Genomic DNA, 20,515 nt, shown 5'->3' on the forward strand with positions numbered 1-20,515 from the left:
GTGAGTAACTCGACCGCGGGCGCGCAGAAATGAGGCTATTCCACCGATCAACCAGTAAGCAAAACCGTGATCTACATCTCACGCCCGCTTAGCGACCGATATCAGACTGTGACACTATCCTGCGAAACCCCCGCTGACCACCCCGTGAAACCAGTGATCTTTCACAAATTAGGGGTGACAAGCGGGGGTTGGCCGGTTTCTCAGCCGATATTGGCGCTCAGGTCCGGCGCCATGATGTGCGCCTGCTCCTGCCAGTAACCCCACTGATGGGTTCCGACGGCCGGGAACGCGTATGTGACATTGTTCGCACCGATGCTGGCCATGCGGATCTGGAACGCACGGCTGTTGGCCAGTGCGATCGCTTCCAGGCCCATGCCGTTGGCGGTGTTGTAGTAGTCGATGAAGCTGCGCGGACGGTCGAGCCCACCGGGCAAGCCGCTACCCGCGAAGACCCACACGCGTGTGCCGTTGTCGCGCAGGCGCGGGGCGAAGACGAAGGGGTCGTTGCGCAACCACGCCGGATCCCACGGGGGTCCCCACATGGCGTCGATGTTGTAGCGGCCCGAATCCAGGAGTGCCAGACGCATCGCTTCACGCATGCCGGGCGCCGAGATGTTCAGGTATCCCGAAAGCGATCCGGCGTACGAGAACTGATCGGGGTGGTAGGCAGCGAGCGTCAGAGCAGCACTGCCGCCCATGGAGATGCCTACGACGCCGTTACGGTTCGGGTTGAAGCCCAGCTGGTTCTGCAGGTTGTAGCGCAGGTTCTCGGTGATGAACGTTTCCCACTTGTACGTGGACTTCTGACCGTTGAAGTTCGACGGTGCGTACCAGTCCGAGTAGAAGCTGGACTGTCCGCCGACCGGCTGAACGACGTTGATGTTCCACGACGCCAGGTACGCGCCGGCGTCCGTCTCGTGCTCCCAGCCCGAGATGTCGCTGGTGGCGCGGAGACCGTCGAGAAGGTAGACGACGCGGTTCGTGTTGCCGTCCGCAGCTCGCCAGACACGGCTCTTGATCGGGCCCATGCTCGAATCGGTCCAGAAATCCCGGGCGCCCGGATCGAACGCGGCGTTGGCCGTCGCGGTCGTTCCCACAGCTGCCAGACCGAGCGGTAGTGCCAAAGCCATCACCAGAGATACGACTATCCGGCGGAGGCGCCCCCCGGCACCCTTGTTCGTTCTACCCAGCATGCATTCGACCTCTCGACATTGTCGGTGACCCGCAGAACCTGCGGAACACCCGTTTACGCGGCATGAATCCGGCCTCGAAAGCCAGAGCAGTCACACACATCTTTCGCATACATCGGCCGCAAGGCGACTTCCGTTACAAAAAAGAGATATTCCATCTTGGCGACAGAACGATATCGGTGCAACTCTTTCCTAATTGTCGCCCTTCAGTATCGGGGGCTCGAGATCACACCTTTGTAACTCGTACTCGGGCACTCGATCGAACCGGTATCCGGCGTAGAACAGCGACCTCTTGATGTTCCTGACGAACAGATCCTTCGTCAGCGGCGCGCGGTAAGAAGCAAGCAACTCCTGGGTGTCTGCGCACGTCAGCGCCGCGCGCGCCTCGGTGACCCAGTCCTCGTCCATGTACCACGGCAGGAAAGGATGCTCGCCGACCACACCGAGATCGGCCACCACCCAGTCGGGATACAGGTTCTTGTCGTGCCCGATTCGGCCGTTCTCCAACCGCTCGGTATGCGAGGCCAGCGGGTACGCCAGACCCATCTGGTCGATGACACGCACGTCGAGGCCGACGTTCATGCTCGTCATGCCGAGGTTGAGGAAGTAGACGGTGTGACCGAAACCACCGGGCGGGATCGGTAGAGGCGGCGGAACGACATCCCAGTAGGTGAACTGCGAACTCGGCAACAGCAGCCCGCCGTCAGGAGTGTTCTCGATCGCCTCGACCATCGGACGCATCCGCGGATAGTCCAGGTAGTCGGACGCGAGGATCGGATGCGCGTGACCGGTGTTGAGCGAGTAGAACGCGCGCTCGTCGACGATTCCCGAACGCCCGACGATCGAGCCCTGGGGCATTCCGGTGGTGTTCGCCGCGAAGAAGGCCCACACGACCGTCGTCACCCACACGAGACCCCCGATGGCGAACACCGCGATCTCGCGTGCGTCGGATCGTCTCGTCGGGAGGGACAACGGCAGCACGGCAACGGGCAGAAGCAACGTGAACAGCGCAGGGAGCAGCGTTCGACCGTGCATGAAATCGCCGCCGACGCGGATGGAGTAGATCAGCGACAGAACGCCGCCGACGAGGACGAACACGACGACTGCCGTCGGGGTGCGAAGCGCCCTTTGCGCGTCACCGACCGACCGGGGCAGGGTCGGCCGCGCGCGGCCGAGCGTCGTCGCGATTCCTGCGATCAGCAGCAGGACGAGCGGAAGAAGCAGCATGTACGGGCCCAGCAGGTTCCACAGGTAATCGAACCCCTGCGACCACTTGGCGCCGCCCGCATCCTTGGAAACCGCGGTGTTGGGGTACGGCAGGCCGTAGTAGCCCATGCGCCAAATCTGATAGAGCACCGGAGTGGCACCCGCGAAGGCGAACACCAGGAATCGACTCGTCCACGACTGAGGCGCAAGAAAGATCAGCAGCAGGGCAAGACCCGACATGATGACGAGCTCGGGTCGTACGAGCGGTCCGAGCCCAGCCCAGAACGCCAGGAACAGCACAGCCGGAGTCCGGACATCCCTGGTGGCCCAGCGGACCATCAGCAGCCACAGCGTCGCGATCCAGAAGATCACCAAGCAGGTCTCGAGGCCGGACGTGGCGAAATCCCTGGCCGGCGGGACCGCGATATAGACCAACACCCCGGCCGGTAAAAATGCGGCTGCGCCGCCTGTGCGTGGGTAGTTACCCCCGGCGGTCACTACCCGCTCACCTGCGCGGAGCGCATACGTGCCCCACATGGCGATGGCGATGGCAGCGGTCGAGAGGACGAGCGCGATGGTGAGCACGACGTATTCGAGACGCGCCTCGCTGAGCCAGCTGCCTGCATAGACGAGGTAGGTCCAGATGGTGCTGGTGTTGGTTTCGACGCGTTCGCCTGCGTTGAACACCGGCCCGTTGCCCGCGAGAAGATTGCGGACGGTGCGCAGGACGATCAGTCCGTCGTCGGCGATCCAGCGTCGTTCCCACGCCCCGGCCAGGAACAACAACGACGTGACGACGACACCGACGCCGAAGACCGTCTTGGAGATCAGGCTTCCGCGCGAGGCCTGTCGGTGAGTGTCAGCCGGCGACGTAGACAGCGACACCGACTACTCCGATCCACACGAGGGCGAGCACCTGCAGCACCCTGTCGCCGAGGGCGATCTCTTCGGGCTCACCGGCTTCTCCGCCGTCGACGTCCACTGCGTAGCGCAGGATCGCGATCGTGAACGGAATCATCGAGATGGCGAACCAGTTCGAGTCGGTTTCGGCGTCTTGTTGGAAAGCCCACAGGCCATAGCAAATCACGACGGCGGTCGCGGAGAGCGTCCAGACGAAACGAAGGTACGTCGTGGTGTAGTTCTCGAGCGACTTACGGATCTTGGCACCGGTCCGCTCGGCCAGCTGGAGCTCGGCGTAACGCTTGCCCGCGGCCATGAACAGCGAGCCGAACGCCATGATCAACAGGAACCACTGCGACAGCGGGATCGACGCCGCGACGCCACCCGCGATGGCGCGGAGCAGGAACCCTGACGAGACGATGCAGATGTCCAATACAGCCTGGTGTTTCAGACCGAAGCAGTACGCCAACTGGATAGCAATGTAGACACCGATGACCAGCGCGAGCTTCCAGTTCGCGAAGAACGACAGTCCGATCGCCAGCCCCAGGCAGACGACAGCCATTGCGTAGGCCAGCTTGACCGGCAAAACACCCGCCGCGATCGGGCGGAAACGCTTGGTGGGATGCGCGCGGTCGGCGTCGACGTCCATCGCGTCGTTGACCAGGTAGACGCCGGATGCGGCGAAGCAGAACACGACGAATGCCAGCGCGACCGAGAGCAGGACGTTGCCCTGTGTGACCGAACCGGCCGCGAGGGGAGCCGCGAGAACGAGAACGTTCTTGACCCACTGACGTGGGCGAAGCGCCTTGATCACACCGTCGAGCAGGTTCTTCGGTGGTGCTCCTACGGGGGTGGCTTCCTCGCTCATTTGTCTCCTTCGAACTTCAGAACAGCGGCTGCGGACAAAGCGCCGAGCGCTGATCCTGCAAGTACGTCGGTCGGATAGTGCACACCGAGTACAAGCCGCGACAGCAGCATCGGAGGTACCAGGACCGCAGGCAAGGGTAGCCCTGTGAGGCGACCGAGCAGAACGGCGGCTGCCGTCGTGGAGGTGGCATGCGAGGAGGGGAAGCTCAGCTTGCTCGGGGTCGAGACGTTGATCCTCACCGACGGGTCGTTCGGCCGAGGACGGCGGACCACCCGCTTGATGACGATCGACGCTGCATGCGAACCCAGCGCGCCGACGGCCACTCCGGCCCACTGGCGACGACGGGGCGCATCGAGTGCGGCTCCGACACCGGCGATCGCCACCCAGCCGAGAGCGTGCTCGCCGAAATGCGACATCCCGCGGGCCACAGAGATGGCGCCTGGCGCGGCACCGACAGTCGACTGAACCTGCTCGAGGATGCGTACCTCGGTTCCGGCCTGACTCTGGCCCTTACGCCTCGTAACGAAAGACACGTTCCCAGGTTTCCTTACTGGTGAGGTGAGGGACGGCGTCGCGGTAGCGACCCTTGAGTTCGGGGAATCGACGCGACAGTTCGGCTCGGAGCGCAAGTGCTTCCTTGAGCAGAGCTGCAGCCTTGTCCCGGTCGCGCTGCCGATATACGACGCCTCGGCCGTCGGCGGTGGTGACGGTGACGCCGTCGACCTGCGACAGCAGGAACCAGCGCGCGTCGAGCGTCGGAACGTTGAGCTGCGGGCGCTCGTGGTGGCGATCGTGCGCGGGCTTGACGTTGTGAATCAGACCCTTCGCGAGACGCTTGATCTTCGACAGCGGGTTCACCGGCTCGCCGACGGCTCCCACTTCCTCACCCGAGGCGAGAGGAAGTTCCGTCGAAGATCCGACGACGACGGCATCGGGGTAGGTCTTGCGCAGTGCGTGCACCTCACCGAGCGAGGTCGGCAGGATCTCGAGGATGTGCTCGGGCCCTGCGAGGAAGTCGCGAATCGCCTTGTTCTGGATGGCGACCGTCGAATACTCCAGGCACAGAAGGTGTTTGACGGTTGCCTTGACGGTGTCGAGCACGAGTCCGCGGCCGTTGCCCGGCATGTGCAACGCGGCGACCACAAGTCTGTTGCGCAGGTGGAAGTACGCCTGCCAGTCGATGGCGTCGTCCTTGTCGCTCCATGCCATATGCCAGATCGCAGCACCGGGCAGGGTGACCGTCGGGTAGCCGGCTTCCTTTGCACGCAAACCGTATTCGGAATCGTCCCACTTGATGAACAGGGGCAACGGCTGGCCGAGTTCTTCGGCGACGACGCGCGGGATCATGCACATCCACCAACCGTTGTAGTCGACGTCGATGCGTCGGTGCAGCAGCTTGGACGAGCGCAGCGGATACTCGGAGAAGTCGTGGTCGTACTCGACGTTCTGCGCGCCGGTCCACATGAAGTTGGCGCGATTGATCACTTCGCCCATGACGTGCAGGTGGCTGCGCGCCTGCAGGTTGAGCATCTGGCCGCCGACAAGAGTCGGGACCTTCGCGAAACGGGACATGGCGAGCGCACGAAGAATCGAATCCGGTTCGATCTCGATGTCGTCGTCCATGAACAGAATGTGCTGGCAGTCGGTGTTCTTCAGCGCCTCGTACATGATGCGGCTGTACCCACCGGAACCACCGAGGTTGGCCTGATCGTGGATCGCGAGCCTGCCGCCGAGGCCTGCTGCGGCCGCTTCGAATCCAGGCTCGTCCTTGGCCTTCCGGGTGCCCTGATCGGGCATGATGACGGCCTTGATCACGTCGAGTACGAGCGGATCGGAGCCAAGGGCCACAAGCGCTTTCACGGCATCGGTCGGGCGGTTGAACGTCGGGATTCCGACGGCCACCGTCGCCTCACCAGGGGCCTCGATCGGCGCGTACCAGCCTGCGCTCTCCAGCACCACCTCTGAATCGGAGGTGATGTCGAACCAGATCCAGCCACCGTCCTCGAACGGTCCCAGATCGATCTCGAACTCCTGCGCCGCGTCGCTGTCCACGACTTCGCGACCCTCGACGTGAATGCGTGACGCGTCGGCCTTGGATCGGTAGACGTCAATGCGGCAGTGTCCGGACACCTCGACGCGCAGCACCACGGACTTCAGAATGCTGTAGCGGCGCCAGTAGCTCGCCGGGAACGCATTGAAGTACGTGCAGAACGACACCTCGGACTCGGCGCCGACGGTAACCGACGTACGTGAGACCGAGTGTGCCCGTCGGGCATTGGTTTTCGCTTCTTCGAGGTACAGCGTCCGCACGTCGAGCGGCTCGCCGGAGCGCGGAAGAAGAATGCGCTGCAGCAGTGATTTTCCGAGCACGGGTGCCACGTCGGCCACCCCGTCGTCGAGAAGATGTTTGGCTGTCATTTGTCCCCCGCCAGCGAAGCGCCGGACTCGAAATGTGGTGCGAGCGTGTTGTCGTAGAGGTTCAACGCGCTGGCAATGGCCATGTGCATGTCCAAGTACTGGTAGGTACCCAGGCGCCCGCCGAACAATACGTTCTTGGAGGCGGTTTCGGCCTTCGCACGGTCGCGGTACGCCTCGAGCTTCTTCCGATCGTCGGGGGTGTTGATCGGGTAGTACGGCTCGTCGCCGCTCTCGGCGAAGCGCGAGAACTCACGCATGATGACCGTCTTGTCGGCCGGGTACTCACGCTCGGGATGGAAGTGACGAAACTCGTGGATCCGGGTGTAGCCGACGTCGCCGTCGTTGTAGTTCATCACCGGCGTGCCCTGGAAGTCACCCGTCTGCAGCACCTCGGTCTCGAAATCGAGTGTGCGCCAGCCGAGTTCACCATCGGAGTAGTCGAAGTAGGCGTCGAGCGGACCGGTGTAGACGATCGGTGCGTCCGGGCTTTCGGCGATGAGCTCGTCGCGCACGTCGAACCAGTCGGTGTTCAGACGAACCTCGATGAGGTCGCTCGATGCCATGTTCTCGAGCCACGCGGTGTAACCGTCGACCGGCAGTCCCTCGTAGTCGTCGTTGAAGTATCGGTTGTCGAAGGTGTACCGCACCGGCAGCCGCGTGATGTTGCCCGCGGGCAGGTTCTTCGGATCGGTCTGCCACTGCTTAGCGGTGTAATCGCGGATGAACGCCTCGTAGAGCGGGCGCCCGATCAGCGAGATCGCCTTCTCCTCGAGGTTCTGCGCGTCCTTGGAGTCGAACTCGCTCGACTGCTCTTCGATCAGCGCGCGTGCCTCGGCCGGCGAGTAGTACTTACCGAAGAACTGCGAGATCAGGCCGAGCCCCATCGGGAACTGGTACGACTGGCCCTTGTGCATCGCGTAGACGCGGTGCTGGTAGCTCGTGAAGTCGGTGAACTGGTTGACGTAGTCCCAGACCCGCTTGTTCGACGTATGGAACAGGTGGGCGCCGTACTTGTGGATCTCGATGCCGGTCTCCGGCTCGGCCTCGGAGTACGCGTTACCGCCCAGGTGATGGCGGCGGTCGAGTACGAGGACGCGCTTACCCAGCTGGGACGCCGAACGCTCCGCCACGGTCAGGCCGAAGAACCCAGATCCGACGACGATGAGGTCGTATCGGCCGGTCGAGGAGGCGTCGGAAGAGGTGGGCTCAGGGCTTACAGCAGTCACGGGCAACCAGGGTATCCGACCGACGGGGCTTCGCCCCCCGTGCGTGCGTAGTTACCGCCCGACGGAACTACTCACGCACGGGTCCGGAGGACATATGTATCCATCACCCAGCCGTGCGCGGCCTTGAGCTGTGCGCGCACCCGCTCGATCTCGTCCATGCACTCGTCCAGCGGACCCGACACCAACTGTTCATCGGCCGTTCCCAGGTTGGCGCCCCAATAGATGCTCCAGGATCCTGTCCCGGCGAGCTCACGGCACGTCAGATTGCCGTCGAGCATCACCACGATGTTGTCGGCGCCGGCCGCGACATCGTCCAGAAGTGCTCGTCCCGTCGTGATCACGATCGGTCCGCCGATCCGATTGAGCACGATCCGATGCGACGCGGCGAGCATCGACACACTGCTGATGCCGGGTGTGACGTCGAAGTCGACGTCGAGGGTGCCGAAATCCCGCACACGCTCCACGACGCGGATGGTGCTGTCGTAGAGCGCCGGATCACCCCACACCAGGAATCCGACGGTCGTGTCGGGCTCGAGGCTCAGCAGAACCTTCTCGTAGGCGCGCGCCCTCGCGTCGTGCCAGTCCAACACAGCGGTGCCGTAGTCCTTCGGCGCCCGGTCGCGCGCCGGATCGGGCACCGCGATCACCGTCGGGTCGCCCGGCACATGCCTGCGCAGAATCTCCTCGCGCGCCTGGGCAAGGTCGCCGACGCCATCGCCCTTGTCGGCGACAAGGAACACATCGACGGCCCGGAGCTTCTCGACGGCCTGGATGGTGATCTGGTCGGGATGCCCTCCCCCGACACCGACGAGGTGGATTCTCACGAGCGAGTCCGGTTCGCGTCGTACAGATGAGATTCAGCGCCGGAAGCACGGCCGACCGCGGGCCCGACGAGGATGACCGCAGCCTGCCTCAGACCCGCTGCCTCTACCTGGCCTGCAATATCGGCGAGGGTGCCCGTCAGGACCAGTTGATCGGGTTTGCTGGCATGGAACACCACCGCCGCCGGGCACGAGGCTCCGTAATGACCCGTCAGCTCCTCGGCAAGCACTCGGATGCGAGTGATGGCGAGATGCAGCACCAAAGTCGATCCGGTGGCTGCGAAGTTGCCCAGGGCCTCGGCGTCGGGCATCGCGGTGGAGCGGGCCTGGGTGCGCGTCAGGACCACCGACTGGGCCACGGCGGGAACCGTCAGTTCGACGCGCAACTCGGCGGCCGCGGCGGCATACGCCGGCACTCCCGGCGTGACGTCCCACGGCACACCTGCCTCGTCGAGTCGCGCCGACTGCTCGGCCAGGGCCGAGTAGAGAGATGGGTCACCCGAGCACAACCGCGCGACGTCCTCGCCGCGCCGATGAGCGTCGACGAGTTCTGCGGTGATGGCATCGAGGTCCAGCTTCGCGGTGTCGACCTTCCGCGCGCCCTCGGGGCAGTAGGCCAGAACTGCGTCGTCGATGTAGGTACCCGCGTAAACACAGACAAGGCTGGCGCGTAGATGGTTGACGGCTCGCACCGTCAGAAGGTCCGACGCGCCTGGGCCCGCACCGATGAAGTGAACAGTCACGAGAGTCGAGCCTAGTTACACACGCCCGAACCAGCCCTACTCCCGCCCCGGGTCATTCCGCTTCGCTCCACTCCCACCCCCGGGTCATTCCGCTTCGCTCCACTCCCAACCCGCCCCCGACGCGCCGTGGGCCGGTCAATCCTCGCCCTGGCTAACTCTCAAGCTAAGGTTTAGCCTTGTGCCGGATGAGGTTGGTGTTACTCATGTGACAGAAACTTTGTCACAACAGTCACACGAGTAACAAGAGCATCACAACTCACCGACACATAGCTCTGCACGGAAGCAATTCGCGTCGAACAGTCGCAGGATGCTTCGCGGGGCGGCCACGCAGTTCACCGGCCGGCCTCGCACCTACAACCAGGGAGTACCGCCTTGCACCGTCGAACGAAGCCGTCGATCGTTCTCGGCGCTGTCGCCTTGCTGGCCGTCGCGAGTCCCGTGGCGGTCTACAGCATCTCCGGCGACTCCGCGTCGACCGATGTTCGATCGGCCAACGAGACCACCCCTGTGACAGTGCCGACCAAGATCGTCGAAACAGCGCTGAGCGCAGCACCGGACATCGTCATTCCACTCGCGGAACTGACGGGTCTGCCGTTGCCGGACCTCCGCCTGTCCGATCTGAAGTACCTGCCACTTCCGGACAACATCACCATCCCGCCCATCCAGATCCCCGAGATCCCTGGCGTGACGGTTCCCTCTCCGACGAGCCCCTCGGCCCAGGCGCCCGTCCCCGAGTTGGGGCGCAACAACGTAGCGGCACCCGCGGTCCCAGCGGCACCGTCCGCCGGCGACGACCCGGGCGCACCGCTCGGAGCCGTCGTCAAGGAACTGAAGCAGGACGATCCGTTCAGCATGGTCGCCCTCACCTCGACCGCGCTCGACGGTGCCGTCGCACAGGTCCGCCGTCAGCTCGACGACGGATCCTGGGGGCCGTGGATCGCAACGGAACCCATCGACACCGGTGCGAGCGACGCTGCTCCGTCGCCGGACAAGAAGGGCACCGAGCCCATCTTCGTCGGCGCCACCAAAGCCGTTCAGCTGCTGCTGACTCCGCGTGCAGGAACACCCGCCCCCGCGGTGGTTCCCGAAGTAGCCCCTGCCCCTGAGCCAGCCGCTCCCGCACCGGAACTCGGTTACACGCCTGCCTCGGTCTCGAAGCCGCTGCGCCAGCAGGAGACACCCGCTGCGGACGCCTTGGCCGATATCAGCGCCGTGCTGATCCAGCCCGGTAGCTCCCCCGCCGACTCTGCGCTCGCCGACATCGCGACTCCGGTTGCGGGCGACGCCGGACCCAAGGTCATCTCACGCGCACAGTGGGGTGCCGACGAGTCCATTCGCTGCGCGACCCCGACGTACGACGATTTCCTCGGCGGCGCAACGGTTCACCACACCGCAGGCAGCAACGAGTACTCCAAGAGCGAGTCGGCTGAGATCGTTCGCGCGATCTACGCGTACCACGCGCAGACGCTCGGCTGGTGCGATGTCGGCTACAACGTTCTCGTCGACAAGTACGGCCAGATCTTCGAAGGCCGCGCAGGCGGATTGGACCGGGCCGTTCAAGGTGCACACGCAGGTGGCTTCAACGAGAACACCATGGGCATCGCGATGATGGGCGACTACTCGAGCGAGTCACCGTCGGAGGACACCCTCGAGTCGGTCGGCAAGTTCCTCGGATGGCGTTTGGGCAAAGCAGGTCTCGATCCGCACGGCGAGACGACCATGACGTCCGAGGGCACCGACTTCACGTTCGTCGGCAAGGGACAGGACGTCGACCTACCTGTCATCTTCGCCCACCGCGACGTCGGTAACACCGCATGCCCGGGTGACGGCGCCTACGCCAAGATGGACGAGATCCGCGACATCGCGGCGGCCAACCTCGGTGGCGGCGGCAGCGTCGAAACCGCACCGACACCGACCGACAGCACCACGGATTCATCCGTGCCCACCTCGGATGCGAGCGGCACTCTCGGAGAGAACATTCCGGGACTCGTCGACGAACTCGTTCGACTGGCCAGCTCCAACCCGGTCGCCCAGAAGTGGATGGCAACCGGCGGTGAAGCCGGAACACTCGGTACACCCGTCAGTGGCCTCGTTCAGGTCAAGGGTGGAGGCGAAGCCGCTCAGTTCGCGAACGGCTCGATCTTCACTTCCCTTGCCGGACAGGCAGTTGCGGTGATCGGCAAGATCTTCGAGCAGTTCCTGGCACTCGGCGGCGAAGACGGCGAACTCGGCCTACCCACCACCGACGAATACCGCGTCCCCGAAGGTCTGCGTACCGATTTCGAGAACGGTTCGCTGATCTTCAACGAGCTCACCGGCATCGTCACGACGGTCATCAAGACCTACAACGACACCTACGAGCAGGAACTGCAGAACCCGGCCTCAGCACCCATCGAGTCTGCACCGGCTCCCGATGTTGCACCGGCACCCGAGGCGGTACCGGCACCCGAGGCGGTACCGGCACCCGAGGCCGCTCCGGTTCCGGTTCCGTAAGCACCACTGCAGAAAGCCCCGGCACGCTTGGAAGCGTCCGGGGCTTTCTCTTGTGTTCGACGGGCCTTCACCACCAGCGTTCGAGAACCCTCGCGACTCCGTCGTCGGCGTTGGACGTCGTCACTTCGTTCGCTGCGGCTATGGCTGCGGGGTGTGCATTGCCCATCGCGACGCCGAGCCCTGCCATCGTCAACATCGGGACGTCGTTGGGCATGTCTCCGAATGCGACGATGTCAGAAGCGGCGATGTTCAACCGTTCCGCCACGATCGCGAGTCCCGACGCCTTGGTGACCCCCGGCGCCGACAGTTCGATCAGGCCGTTGTCGGTGGAGAACGTCAAATCCGCTCGGTCGCCTATCAACGGCGCCAACGCAGCCACCATGTCGCCGCTCGATGCGCTGGAAAGCCGGATCAGCAGTTTGACGGCGGGCACGTCGAGGACCTCGTCCTGCGACACCTCGGTGTTGTCCGGGTTGAGCCAGGCATGTTCGTAGCCGGGCGAGCTGACGAACTGCGGGGTCGCCGCATCGTGTGCGCTGGCTCCCACTCGCTCGGCCGCCAGACCGCAGCCCGGTAGCGCTCGGTAAGCGATGTCGGCCAGCCAGTGCAACGTGTCGCTCGTCAACGTTTTCGCGTCGAGAATTTTGTCGGTGCCGCTGTCGTAGATGACGGCACCGTTGGCGCACACGCACATCGGCGCGAACCCGAGACCCTCGACCACCGGAGAGATCCACCGCGGCGGGCGCCCGGTGGACAGAACGAACGGCGTGCCGTCGTTCACCAGGGCGAGAACCGCGCGGCGCGTGCGTTCGCTGACCCTCTCGTGCTCGTCGAGCAGGGTGCCGTCCACATCACTGGCGACGAGTCGGGGCTGGGTACGGCTGGTAGCAGGCATCACCGGTCATTGTGCCCTAGCGCTGTGACAATCGAAGTGGGCGCTCCGTGCAGTCGATTCCAGCGCTCCGCCCCAGTGGTGCGGTTAAGTGCCGTGGAGGGCACTCTTTCGTGCCACTGGCGCGGAGCGTCCATCGCGAAATCTCAGCTCGTCAACGTTTCCGTACACACCGTGAACCGACGCTCCGGGTGCGCGTAGCCCCCTTCGGGGCAGGAGTCGGCGTCGGCAGTATCTTCGATGATCTCGATAGCCTTCTCGCGAGGGGCGACACCTCCGTCGCACGGAACCCGCTGCGCCACATCGCCGCTGATGTCCATGCACTCCCCGATGACCCAGTCCACATCGAGGCACAGCGCGCCCTGTTCGCCGCCGATCATCAACTCCTCGTAGTAGTAACTGTCGGCGTCGGAGACGCATTCGGCGTTGGTCGGCGCCTTGCCGATCACCCGGTAGTTCGACGCGGCGCTGCCGCACGGCGCAGGCATCGCGGCAGCGTCGTCGAGAGTTCCCGACGCGAGAATGCAGTCGCCGACCTCGACGTCGATCCCGAGGTTCCCGCCCAGATCCGGCTGGAGCTGTGTGACGGATTCGTTCACGTCCTCGATCGCGGTTCTTGCCTGCTCGGCCGCCTGATTCGCCGACGAGGCCGCCACGCTCGCGGCCGAGGCGACCGATGACGATGCCGCATCGGCCGAGTCCTGTGCGGTGGAGCTACAGCCTGCGAGGAGGAACAACGCGAAACCACAGCAGACGACCGTGCTCTTGGTGGGGTTCATTTCAAGTATGTCCTTTTCGATGGCGGCCGATTGCCGCGTTCGAAAGTAGGAGTCGCCGGGATCGGAATCTGTAACAACTTTTTCTCCGCCGCCGCTTAGACTGCCGTCAGCCGAAGACGGAGGTGAGGACAGATGGCGGGCTCGCACGCACGCGGCAGCTCCGGTTCGGAAGACGGCCTGATCGTCGCCGCACTGGTCGCAGGCGATCTCTCCGCCCTCGGCGAGGCATACGACCGCTACGCCCAGCACCTCTACACCTACGCGAGCGGGATGTTGCGCGACTCCGACGCTGCCGCTGACGTGGTGCACGACGCTGTACTCATCGCATCCCAGCGGATCACGCAACTCCGCGATCCCGATCGCTTTCGGCCGTGGTTGTACGCCATCGTCCGGTCCGAATGCCTCCGTCATCTCCGTGTCCAGAAGCGCAGCGTTCCGCTGGACGACAGCTTCGAGATCGAGGCGCCGGACGCGACCGACACGACGGTGGAAGAACGCGACGTCCGAGCGTTGGTCGCCGCTGCTGCTGCCGGGCTGAGCCCGAAGGACCGTGAGGTTCTCGAACTGAGCATTCGCCATGATCTGGACAATGCGCAGGTCGCCGCGGTCCTGGGTGTGAGCATGAATCAGGCGAGCACCCTGACGTCGAGGGCACGAACGCAGCTCGAACGATCACTGTCGGTACTGCTGGTCGCCCAGGAACGCGGCAACTCGTGCGCCGGTCTCGACGAGGTGTTGGCGTCCTGGGACGGTGAGTTCACCCCGCTGTGGCGCAAGCGCATCGGTCGGCACATGGATCGATGCGAGGTCTGCAGTGGCGTCAAGGATCGGAAATTCCGTGCCGCTGTTCTGCTCGGCCTGTTCCCGCTCGCAATCGCTCCTGTGTGGCTGCGGGATCTGACCCTCGGCGACGCCCGCGAAGGCGTCGAACTCGTTGCATTGAGCAGTCGTATCGAACCGCTCGATCGGGACGGGTTCCCGGCGTCGGGTCGTCGGCCTCGAAAGGTGCTGTGGGCCGGGGCTGCGGGCGCGCTGTTGGTCATCGGCGCTGGCGCGGGGTTCCTTGCGCTGGAACCGGCGGCGAACACACCGCCTGTCCCGGCTCAGTTCGAGATCGGGAACGAGCCGCCGACCACCGCACCCACGACCACTCGGCCTGCGGTGTTGCCGCCCGTCGCACCGCCGACGGCCGAGCCCAACCAGGTCGAAGCGACGCCTACCGCCCCGGTCCCCATCCGCACCCCGGCGCGGGCGATTGTCACACCCGCGCCGATCACGACCACTGCTGTCGTCCCCACGACGGAATTGCCGGAGACGACGACACCCGTGGTCACCACGGAGACCACGACCACGACCACGACCACGAAGACGACCTCCCCGCCGGATCGGCCGACCACGACCACCACCACGTCGTCGCCCGCGACCCCCGGGATTCCGGCCTGAAAAGTTGTTACCGATCGCCCCGCTCGGTGCTCTTACAGGAGTGACCACGAGCGAGGAGAAACCCATGAACAGCTTGGCGACACTAGTGACGAACCTGCTGGGCAGTGCCCGCACGACAGATCAGCGCTACCTCGACGAATGCGGTGAACGACTGTTTCGTCCATCCGATCTGCACTCGCTCTCTCAGTTTTCGCCCGTATAGTCGGCGGGATGCTCATGACCAAGGAGGCCGCGAGGGCCGAGCGCCGGCGCGGTTTCCATGCGTACCTCGATGTCGCCGTGGTGGTGTCGGTCCTGGTGATCACCAACCTCATCGCGCATTTCACGACCGTGTGGGCCAGCATTGCGACAGTTCCGATCGCCGCCGTCGTTCTGGTTGCCCTGACGCGTCGGCGCGGGCTCGGCTGGGCCGAACTGGGCTTGTCGCCGAAACAATGGAAAACCGGCTCGGTCTACGCGCTGGCCGCGGTGGGCCTGGTCGTCACCGTTGTCGCGATCGGCGCACTGCTACCGGTCACCCGGCCGTTCTTCATGGCCGACCGGTACGCGACCATCTCGGCCGCGCTGGTGGCGTCGATGATCGTCATTCCGCTGCAGACCGTCATACCCGAGGAGCTCGCGTTTCGTGGCGTTCTGCACGGCACTCTAGGGCGCATCTACGGCGCACGCGGTGTGTTCGCGGCCGGGTCGCTGCTGTTCGGTCTGTGGCATATCGCGTCGTCGCTCGGACTCACGGCGAACAACACCGGCTTCAGCAACTTCCTCGGCGGAGGCCTGTTCGGCCAGATCGTCGGGATCGTCGGCGCTGTCATCGCTACCGCGGCAGCGGGTGTGGTGTTCACCTGGCTTCGACGTCGAAGCGGAAGTCTGATCGCCCCGATCGCTCTGCACTGGTCGCTCAACGGCATCGGAGCTCTCGCCGCTGCCTTGGTGTGGCACGCGTCGACCAGCTAGAGCCCTGTTACCTAGAACCCCTTGGCCGAGATCGCTCGGTATCGGTACCCGTCCTGGTTGCCGCCAGGATATTTCGCGGCAAGGTCCTCGAACTCGAGGTCGACGTTCTGCCCGACGGTCAACTGCTTGAACCCGGAGCCGACGACATCCGAGATGTGGATCCAGCAGCCGCCAGGGGTCTTCGCCGATGCGATCACACCCCAGCCTTCTTCTGCGTGCCACACCTCGACGGTCCCCTGCACGTGCTCACCGGTCCGGGGCGGCACCGGCCCCGACGGAACCGGCGGCAAGGGGACTTCGGTCCTGGTGCCGTCGTCGTTCATCCGATAGGACCTGATGACGATGCCGGGGTGCTTCTTCTCGTTCACCGTTGAATTGTCGCCGCATACGCAAGCGCTTTACGTAGAGGAGTTCTTCTTCGCCTCGCGCGCCGCAGTTCTCGCTGCTACGTCTGCGGAGTCGAGTTTGTCGGCCTCTTCGAGCGTCGGAGCGCTGCCACCGAGCCGAGCGGGCACCCAGTACGCGCCCTTCTCGTGTGGGTAGCCGTCCTGCAATTTCAGCAGCATCTCCTTCATGGTGGAGTGCAGCGTGTCGGTCAGCTCGTTCGGAGGGCCGACAGGATCGATCGGGGCTCCCACAGCGATTCGAATCGGAGTCTTGGTGCGTCCCAACCTCTTCGGGAAGCCCTTGGTCCACACACGCTGTGCACCCCAGATGACCATGGGGATGACAGGGACACCCGCTTCGATTGCCATGCGCGCTGCGCCCGACTTGAATTCCTTGATCTCGAAGCTACGGCTGATGGTGGCCTCCGGGTAGACCCCGACGAGCTCGCCCTTGCGCAAGTCCTCGACAGCCGCCTTGTACGACTCGGCACCGGCTCCGCGGTCGACCGGGATGTGCTTCAGCGACCGCATGATGGGCCCCGAAATCTTGTTGTCGAACACTTCCTTCTTCGCCATGAAGCGGATGTATCGCTTCACCGTGCGCGGCGGTAGTCCCGCGTAGGTGAAGTCCAGGTAGCCAGTGTGGTTGACGGCGATGACCGCGCCCCCGCTGGCAGGGATGTTCCTCTCACCCTCGACCTCGAAATTCAGGCCTTGAGCCGCGAACACCACACGGGCGATGCCGATGACAGATCGATAGACGGGTTCCACAGTCGGCTAGCGTAGTCGTTAAAGGGCGCTCGGGGAGAAGACGTAGTGGGGAAGGTCATCTGAACATGAGTTCGCTTCGCAGAATCGCTTTCACCGGTGTCGGGCTGCTGGGGGCAGTCCTGGCGCTCACCGGGTGCGAGGGAGACGGGCAACAAGGCATCCCCACGGATAATCCGAAGGCAACGAGCACCACGCAGAGCACGACCGCGGCGGCGCTTCCGACTAGTGAGGTCCCGACAAGCACTACCGCCGCGCCTGCGCCCGGTCCCAGCGTCGGCGACGTCCCCGGCAACCCTGCGGCGGCGTCTGCGCTGCGGGCGTTCCTGACGGACCTCGAGTCGGGTGGCGTTCCGGCAGTGGCAGCCACGTGCTGGACAGTCCCACCGACCGAGATTCCGCTGCAGTACGGCGACGTCGCCGCCGTTCTCGACGCCGCCGCGCAGCCGGGCGTCGACGGACAGTACACGGTGACCTGGACCGGACCGGTGTCGACGGTGTCGGTCAAGCGCAGCGAGATCGCGTCGGGATACGCCTGCCCCCGCGTCTACCCGACCGGGACCGAGCCGGTGTACTCCGACATCGACGCAACCTACGCCGTCGAGCGGTATCTCGGCCGATTCACCGGAGCACCCGTCAACCCCGACGATCTCGAAGGCGACTACCCGCTCGTGTGCGACAACCGGGCAATCTGGGATCCCCAGGGCACCGGCGTCCCGACGGTTCCGCCGCTGGCCAATAATCCCGGTCGACTCACCGGGTCGGCGTCGTACAACCCCGACAGCGTGTACGTCGCCTTCACCAACGGCGTCTACAAGACCGTGTATGCGGACGTCACCAACGTCTCGGGGTTCGAGCAGAACCAAGTGTTCACACTCACCCCCGCAGCGAACGGCTATTGCATCGGCGACGTGGCCTGACTCACACGCGGCTTCGCCGCCCGTGCTTGACGCGGCTTCGCCGCTCGTGCGTGCGTAATGACGCCCGGCGGTCACTATTCACGCACGGGCGCGAAGGGCACAGAGCATGCGCCCCCCTACGATGGCGGCGGGGAGGTGCGTGATGACACTGGGTCTCGACGCCAAGGTTCTGCTTCTGCTGTCCGGGCTGATTCTGCTGTGGGCTCTTGCGCTCGGAGTGTGGAAATTTCAGCAGATGGCGACCTCGGCTACGGCTCTGGCGCATCCGTACGTCGACATTGCGCACCGTGCGGCACTGATGTATTCGTTCGCGACGCTTGTACTGGCTGCCCTCGCGGAGTTCTCCGGCTTCCCGACGGCCGTGAACCTGATCGCGGGACTCGTCGTCACGTTCTTCTTCGTCGCCGCCATCGTCAGTTACATGGTGCATGGGTTTCTGAAGGACACGGACAACCAGTTCGAGAACCCGGTGCACGGCACCCATGCGTTCATGTGGACTCTTGCGGTCGCCGAAATCGGCGGCACAGGTGTGCTGGTCGTGGGTTTCGTTGTGGGGATGTAGGCGCTACCCCACATGCACGTTCGGCCTACGCGCCCTGTCCGGTTCGGCCCGCCGCAACACCTCCCGTGTCACCGGAGCGACCTCGCCCGCACCGATGAACAAGAAGCGCAATAGATTCACGATCGGGTTGCCCTCGGACCATTCGAAATACACGTCCGGGTTCACCTCGGTGGTGTCGCGAATGTGCAAGAGAACCGCGGCGATCGAGTTCGGAACAGCGACCGCGTCCACCCACAGAATGCGGTAGTCACCTCGTCGGCGGCCGTGCACGACGAGATCCGTCGAGAAGTCGGATGCGTCCTTGATGTTGGCCTCCAGGAACAAGATCGGCACATCGCTCGGAATACGACTGTCTTTGCGCTGTTGCGCTTCCTTGGCAGCGTATTCCTCGGGTTCGAGGTGCCGAGAGTCGTGGCAGACGAGCTGAATGCTCCCGCCCGCCGCCGCCTCGGTGATGAACGCCAACGCCTCCTCGTCGAATTCGACCGAATCGGAACGTAATTCGAACGACCGGGTCACCCTCGACCAGAACGACACCGTCAGGATCACGAGGATGAAGAACGACGCAACCTTGACACCGTCAGGACGCTCGAAGACGTTGGTGACGGTGGTGTAGACGAAGATGACGGCGATCACCGAGAACGACCACATCTGCATGCGTTGGCCATGCCGGGCAGCGGAGATCGCCACCGCGACGGAGGCAGAGGTGATGAGCACGAGAACACCCGTCGCATACGCGGAACTCTGGGCATCCACGCTGGCCTCGAAGTAGATGGTCACGGCGACGGCGATCGCCGAAAACACAAGTACGAGAGGTCGAACCGCGCGAGCCCATTCCGGCGCCATGCCGTACTTCGGCAGGTAGCGAGGCACGAGGTTCAGCAAGCCTGCCATCGCCGATGCCCCGGCGAACCACAGAATTGCGATGGTACTGACGTCGTACGCCGTGCCGAACACCTCGCCGAGGTACTCGTGCGCGAGATACGACAGCGCACGTCCGTTCGCCTGTCCGCCGTTCTGGAACTCCTCCTGCGGGATGAGGACGGTAGTGATGACGCTCGACGTCAGCAGGAAACCGCTCATGATGAGGGCAGCGGTGGTGATCAGGCGTTTCGCGTCCCGGATCTGGTTCGGAAGTGCCTTCTCTTCGTCGTCTCCCCCGTCGATCTGTGGCATGACGGCGACGCCGGTTTCGAAGCCGGAGAGCCCAAGCGCGAGTTTGGGGAACACGATGAGTGCGACAGCGATCATCATCAGTGGGTTTCCGTGTTGGGCTGTCATGGCGTGCTGCCAGTCCGACAGGAGCGAGGGTTGCTTCGCTATTTCCCAGAACCCGGCGAACACCACCACGAGGTTCAATGCCAAGAAAATGCCGACGAGGACGACCGCTATGCCGATGGCCTCGGTGAACCCTTTGAGGAAGACCGCCGTGAGCAGAGCGAGCAACACGAGAGTGATGATGACCTGTGCACTGTCCAGACCGGTTGGAGCGAAGGGATTTTGGACGACATGCGCCGACGCGTCAGCCGCCGAGAGCGTCATGGTGATGAGAAAATCCGTCGCAGCGAATCCGAGAAGGACCAACACCAGTATCTTGCCGCCCCACTTGGGCAGCAATTTCTCGAGCATCGCGATCGAGCCCTCACCGGTGGGACTTTCCCTCGCGACGCGTCGATACACCGGAAGTGCGCCGAACAGCGTCAACAGAATCAGTACGACGGTTGCCAGCGGCGCCAACGTGCCCGCGGCAAGAGCGGCGATGCCTGGCTGATATCCGAGCGTCGAGAAGTAGTCGACCCCCGTCAGACACATCACCTTCCACCATGGGTGGGTGTGTTCGGTCTTGGTCGGCTTGCGATACGGACCCAGATGGCGGGAAGGCTCGTCGGTGTTGTCCTCGAGCAGCCACGACCGCAGACGCACCATCCGCAGAGCGTAAACCCGCC

18 protein-coding genes are annotated in these 20,515 nt (G+C 64.3%); 5 read left to right on the forward strand and 13 right to left on the reverse strand.

Going from position 1 to position 20,515, the window contains the following annotated elements; all coding sequences use genetic code 11:
* Nucleotides 1-200: 200 nt before the first annotated feature.
* From D8W71_RS02570 to D8W71_RS02605, 8 genes are all read right to left on the reverse strand, one after another.
* Nucleotides 201-1,193, reverse strand: a complete 993-nt coding sequence (locus D8W71_RS02570) for an alpha/beta hydrolase (RefSeq protein ID WP_268959857.1) — start codon at nt 1,191-1,193, stop codon at nt 201-203.
* Nucleotides 1,194-1,382: 189 nt separating this feature from the next.
* Entirely contained in the window at nt 1,383-3,281 is a 1,899-nt protein-coding gene (gene zomB / locus D8W71_RS02575) for a flagellar motor control protein ZomB (protein ID WP_121110748.1), read from the reverse strand.
* A complete protein-coding gene (locus tag D8W71_RS02580) occupies nt 3,256-4,164 on the reverse strand; it encodes a decaprenyl-phosphate phosphoribosyltransferase (protein WP_121110750.1) in 909 nt (302 codons plus the stop codon). Before D8W71_RS02580 ends, zomB begins: the two co-directional genes overlap by 26 nt.
* Complete coding sequence (locus D8W71_RS02585; RefSeq protein WP_121110752.1) at nt 4,161-4,697, reverse strand: phosphatase PAP2 family protein; 537 nt, start codon at nt 4,695-4,697, stop codon at nt 4,161-4,163. The genes D8W71_RS02580 and D8W71_RS02585 overlap by 4 nt, the downstream gene beginning before the upstream one ends.
* Nucleotides 4,675-6,582, reverse strand: coding sequence for a glycosyltransferase (locus D8W71_RS02590; RefSeq protein ID WP_121110754.1), 1,908 nt, complete (start codon nt 6,580-6,582; stop codon nt 4,675-4,677). Before D8W71_RS02590 ends, D8W71_RS02585 begins: the two co-directional genes overlap by 23 nt.
* A complete protein-coding gene (glf, locus tag D8W71_RS02595; RefSeq protein ID WP_121110756.1) occupies nt 6,579-7,808 on the reverse strand; it encodes a UDP-galactopyranose mutase in 1,230 nt (409 codons plus the stop codon). Before glf ends, D8W71_RS02590 begins: the two co-directional genes overlap by 4 nt.
* Nucleotides 7,809-7,879: 71 nt before the next feature.
* Nucleotides 7,880-8,632 carry a precorrin-6A synthase (deacetylating) gene (gene cobF, locus D8W71_RS02600; protein ID WP_121110758.1) on the reverse strand — a complete coding sequence of 251 codons (753 nt, stop codon included), beginning with the start codon at nt 8,630-8,632 and terminating at the stop codon, nt 7,880-7,882.
* Nucleotides 8,629-9,372, reverse strand: coding sequence for a cobalt-precorrin-4/precorrin-4 C(11)-methyltransferase (locus D8W71_RS02605; protein ID WP_121110760.1), 744 nt, complete (start codon nt 9,370-9,372; stop codon nt 8,629-8,631). Before D8W71_RS02605 ends, cobF begins: the two co-directional genes overlap by 4 nt.
* A gap of 372 nt (nt 9,373-9,744) precedes the next feature.
* Here D8W71_RS02605 and D8W71_RS02610 point away from each other — a divergent pair, with 372 nt between their 5' ends.
* Nucleotides 9,745-11,865, forward strand: coding sequence for an N-acetylmuramoyl-L-alanine amidase (locus D8W71_RS02610; protein WP_121110762.1), 2,121 nt, complete (start codon nt 9,745-9,747; stop codon nt 11,863-11,865).
* 67 nt (nt 11,866-11,932) lie between these two features.
* Here the strand turns inward: D8W71_RS02610 and D8W71_RS02615 are convergent, their stop codons facing one another.
* Nucleotides 11,933-12,760 (reverse strand): HAD family hydrolase, encoded by an 828-nt coding sequence (locus tag D8W71_RS02615; RefSeq protein WP_121110764.1) that lies wholly within the window; start codon nt 12,758-12,760, stop codon nt 11,933-11,935.
* A gap of 143 nt (nt 12,761-12,903) precedes the next feature.
* Nucleotides 12,904-13,536, reverse strand: coding sequence for an LppU family putative lipoprotein (gene lppU / locus D8W71_RS02620; RefSeq protein ID WP_121110766.1), 633 nt, complete (start codon nt 13,534-13,536; stop codon nt 12,904-12,906).
* A 132-nt stretch (nt 13,537-13,668) separates the two neighbouring features.
* Between lppU and D8W71_RS27810 the strand changes: the two genes are divergently transcribed.
* Entirely contained in the window at nt 13,669-14,979 is a 1,311-nt protein-coding gene (locus tag D8W71_RS27810; protein ID WP_236077677.1) for an RNA polymerase sigma factor, read from the forward strand.
* Between the two features lie 210 nt (nt 14,980-15,189).
* Nucleotides 15,190-15,933, forward strand: coding sequence for a CPBP family intramembrane glutamic endopeptidase (locus D8W71_RS02635; protein WP_121110768.1), 744 nt, complete (start codon nt 15,190-15,192; stop codon nt 15,931-15,933).
* A gap of 11 nt (nt 15,934-15,944) precedes the next feature.
* Here D8W71_RS02635 and D8W71_RS02640 read toward each other — a convergent pair whose 3' ends face one another.
* Both D8W71_RS02640 and D8W71_RS02645 read right to left on the reverse strand, forming a co-directional pair.
* Complete coding sequence (locus D8W71_RS02640) at nt 15,945-16,301, reverse strand: cold shock domain-containing protein (protein ID WP_236077678.1); 357 nt, start codon at nt 16,299-16,301, stop codon at nt 15,945-15,947.
* Nucleotides 16,302-16,331: 30 nt separating this feature from the next.
* Nucleotides 16,332-17,090, reverse strand: a complete 759-nt coding sequence (locus tag D8W71_RS02645) for a lysophospholipid acyltransferase family protein (RefSeq protein WP_121110770.1) — start codon at nt 17,088-17,090, stop codon at nt 16,332-16,334.
* A 65-nt stretch (nt 17,091-17,155) separates the two neighbouring features.
* On the opposite strand from D8W71_RS02645, the gene D8W71_RS02650 reads away from it, so the two are divergent.
* Together D8W71_RS02650 and D8W71_RS02655 are read left to right on the forward strand one after the other, a co-directional pair.
* Nucleotides 17,156-18,007: a hypothetical protein gene (locus D8W71_RS02650; protein ID WP_121110772.1), complete on the forward strand. Its 852-nt coding sequence runs from the start codon at nt 17,156-17,158 to the stop codon at nt 18,005-18,007.
* 142 nt (nt 18,008-18,149) lie between these two features.
* A complete protein-coding gene (locus D8W71_RS02655) occupies nt 18,150-18,569 on the forward strand; it encodes a hypothetical protein (RefSeq protein ID WP_121110774.1) in 420 nt (139 codons plus the stop codon).
* Between the two features lie 3 nt (nt 18,570-18,572).
* Here D8W71_RS02655 and D8W71_RS02660 read toward each other — a convergent pair whose 3' ends face one another.
* Nucleotides 18,573-20,495, reverse strand: coding sequence for an amino acid transporter (locus tag D8W71_RS02660; RefSeq protein WP_121110776.1), 1,923 nt, complete (start codon nt 20,493-20,495; stop codon nt 18,573-18,575).
* Nucleotides 20,496-20,515 lie beyond the last annotated feature (20 nt).

This window comes from Rhodococcus sp. P1Y, from assembly GCF_003641205.1.
Taxonomy (GTDB): Bacteria; Actinomycetota; Actinomycetes; order Mycobacteriales; family Mycobacteriaceae; genus Rhodococcoides.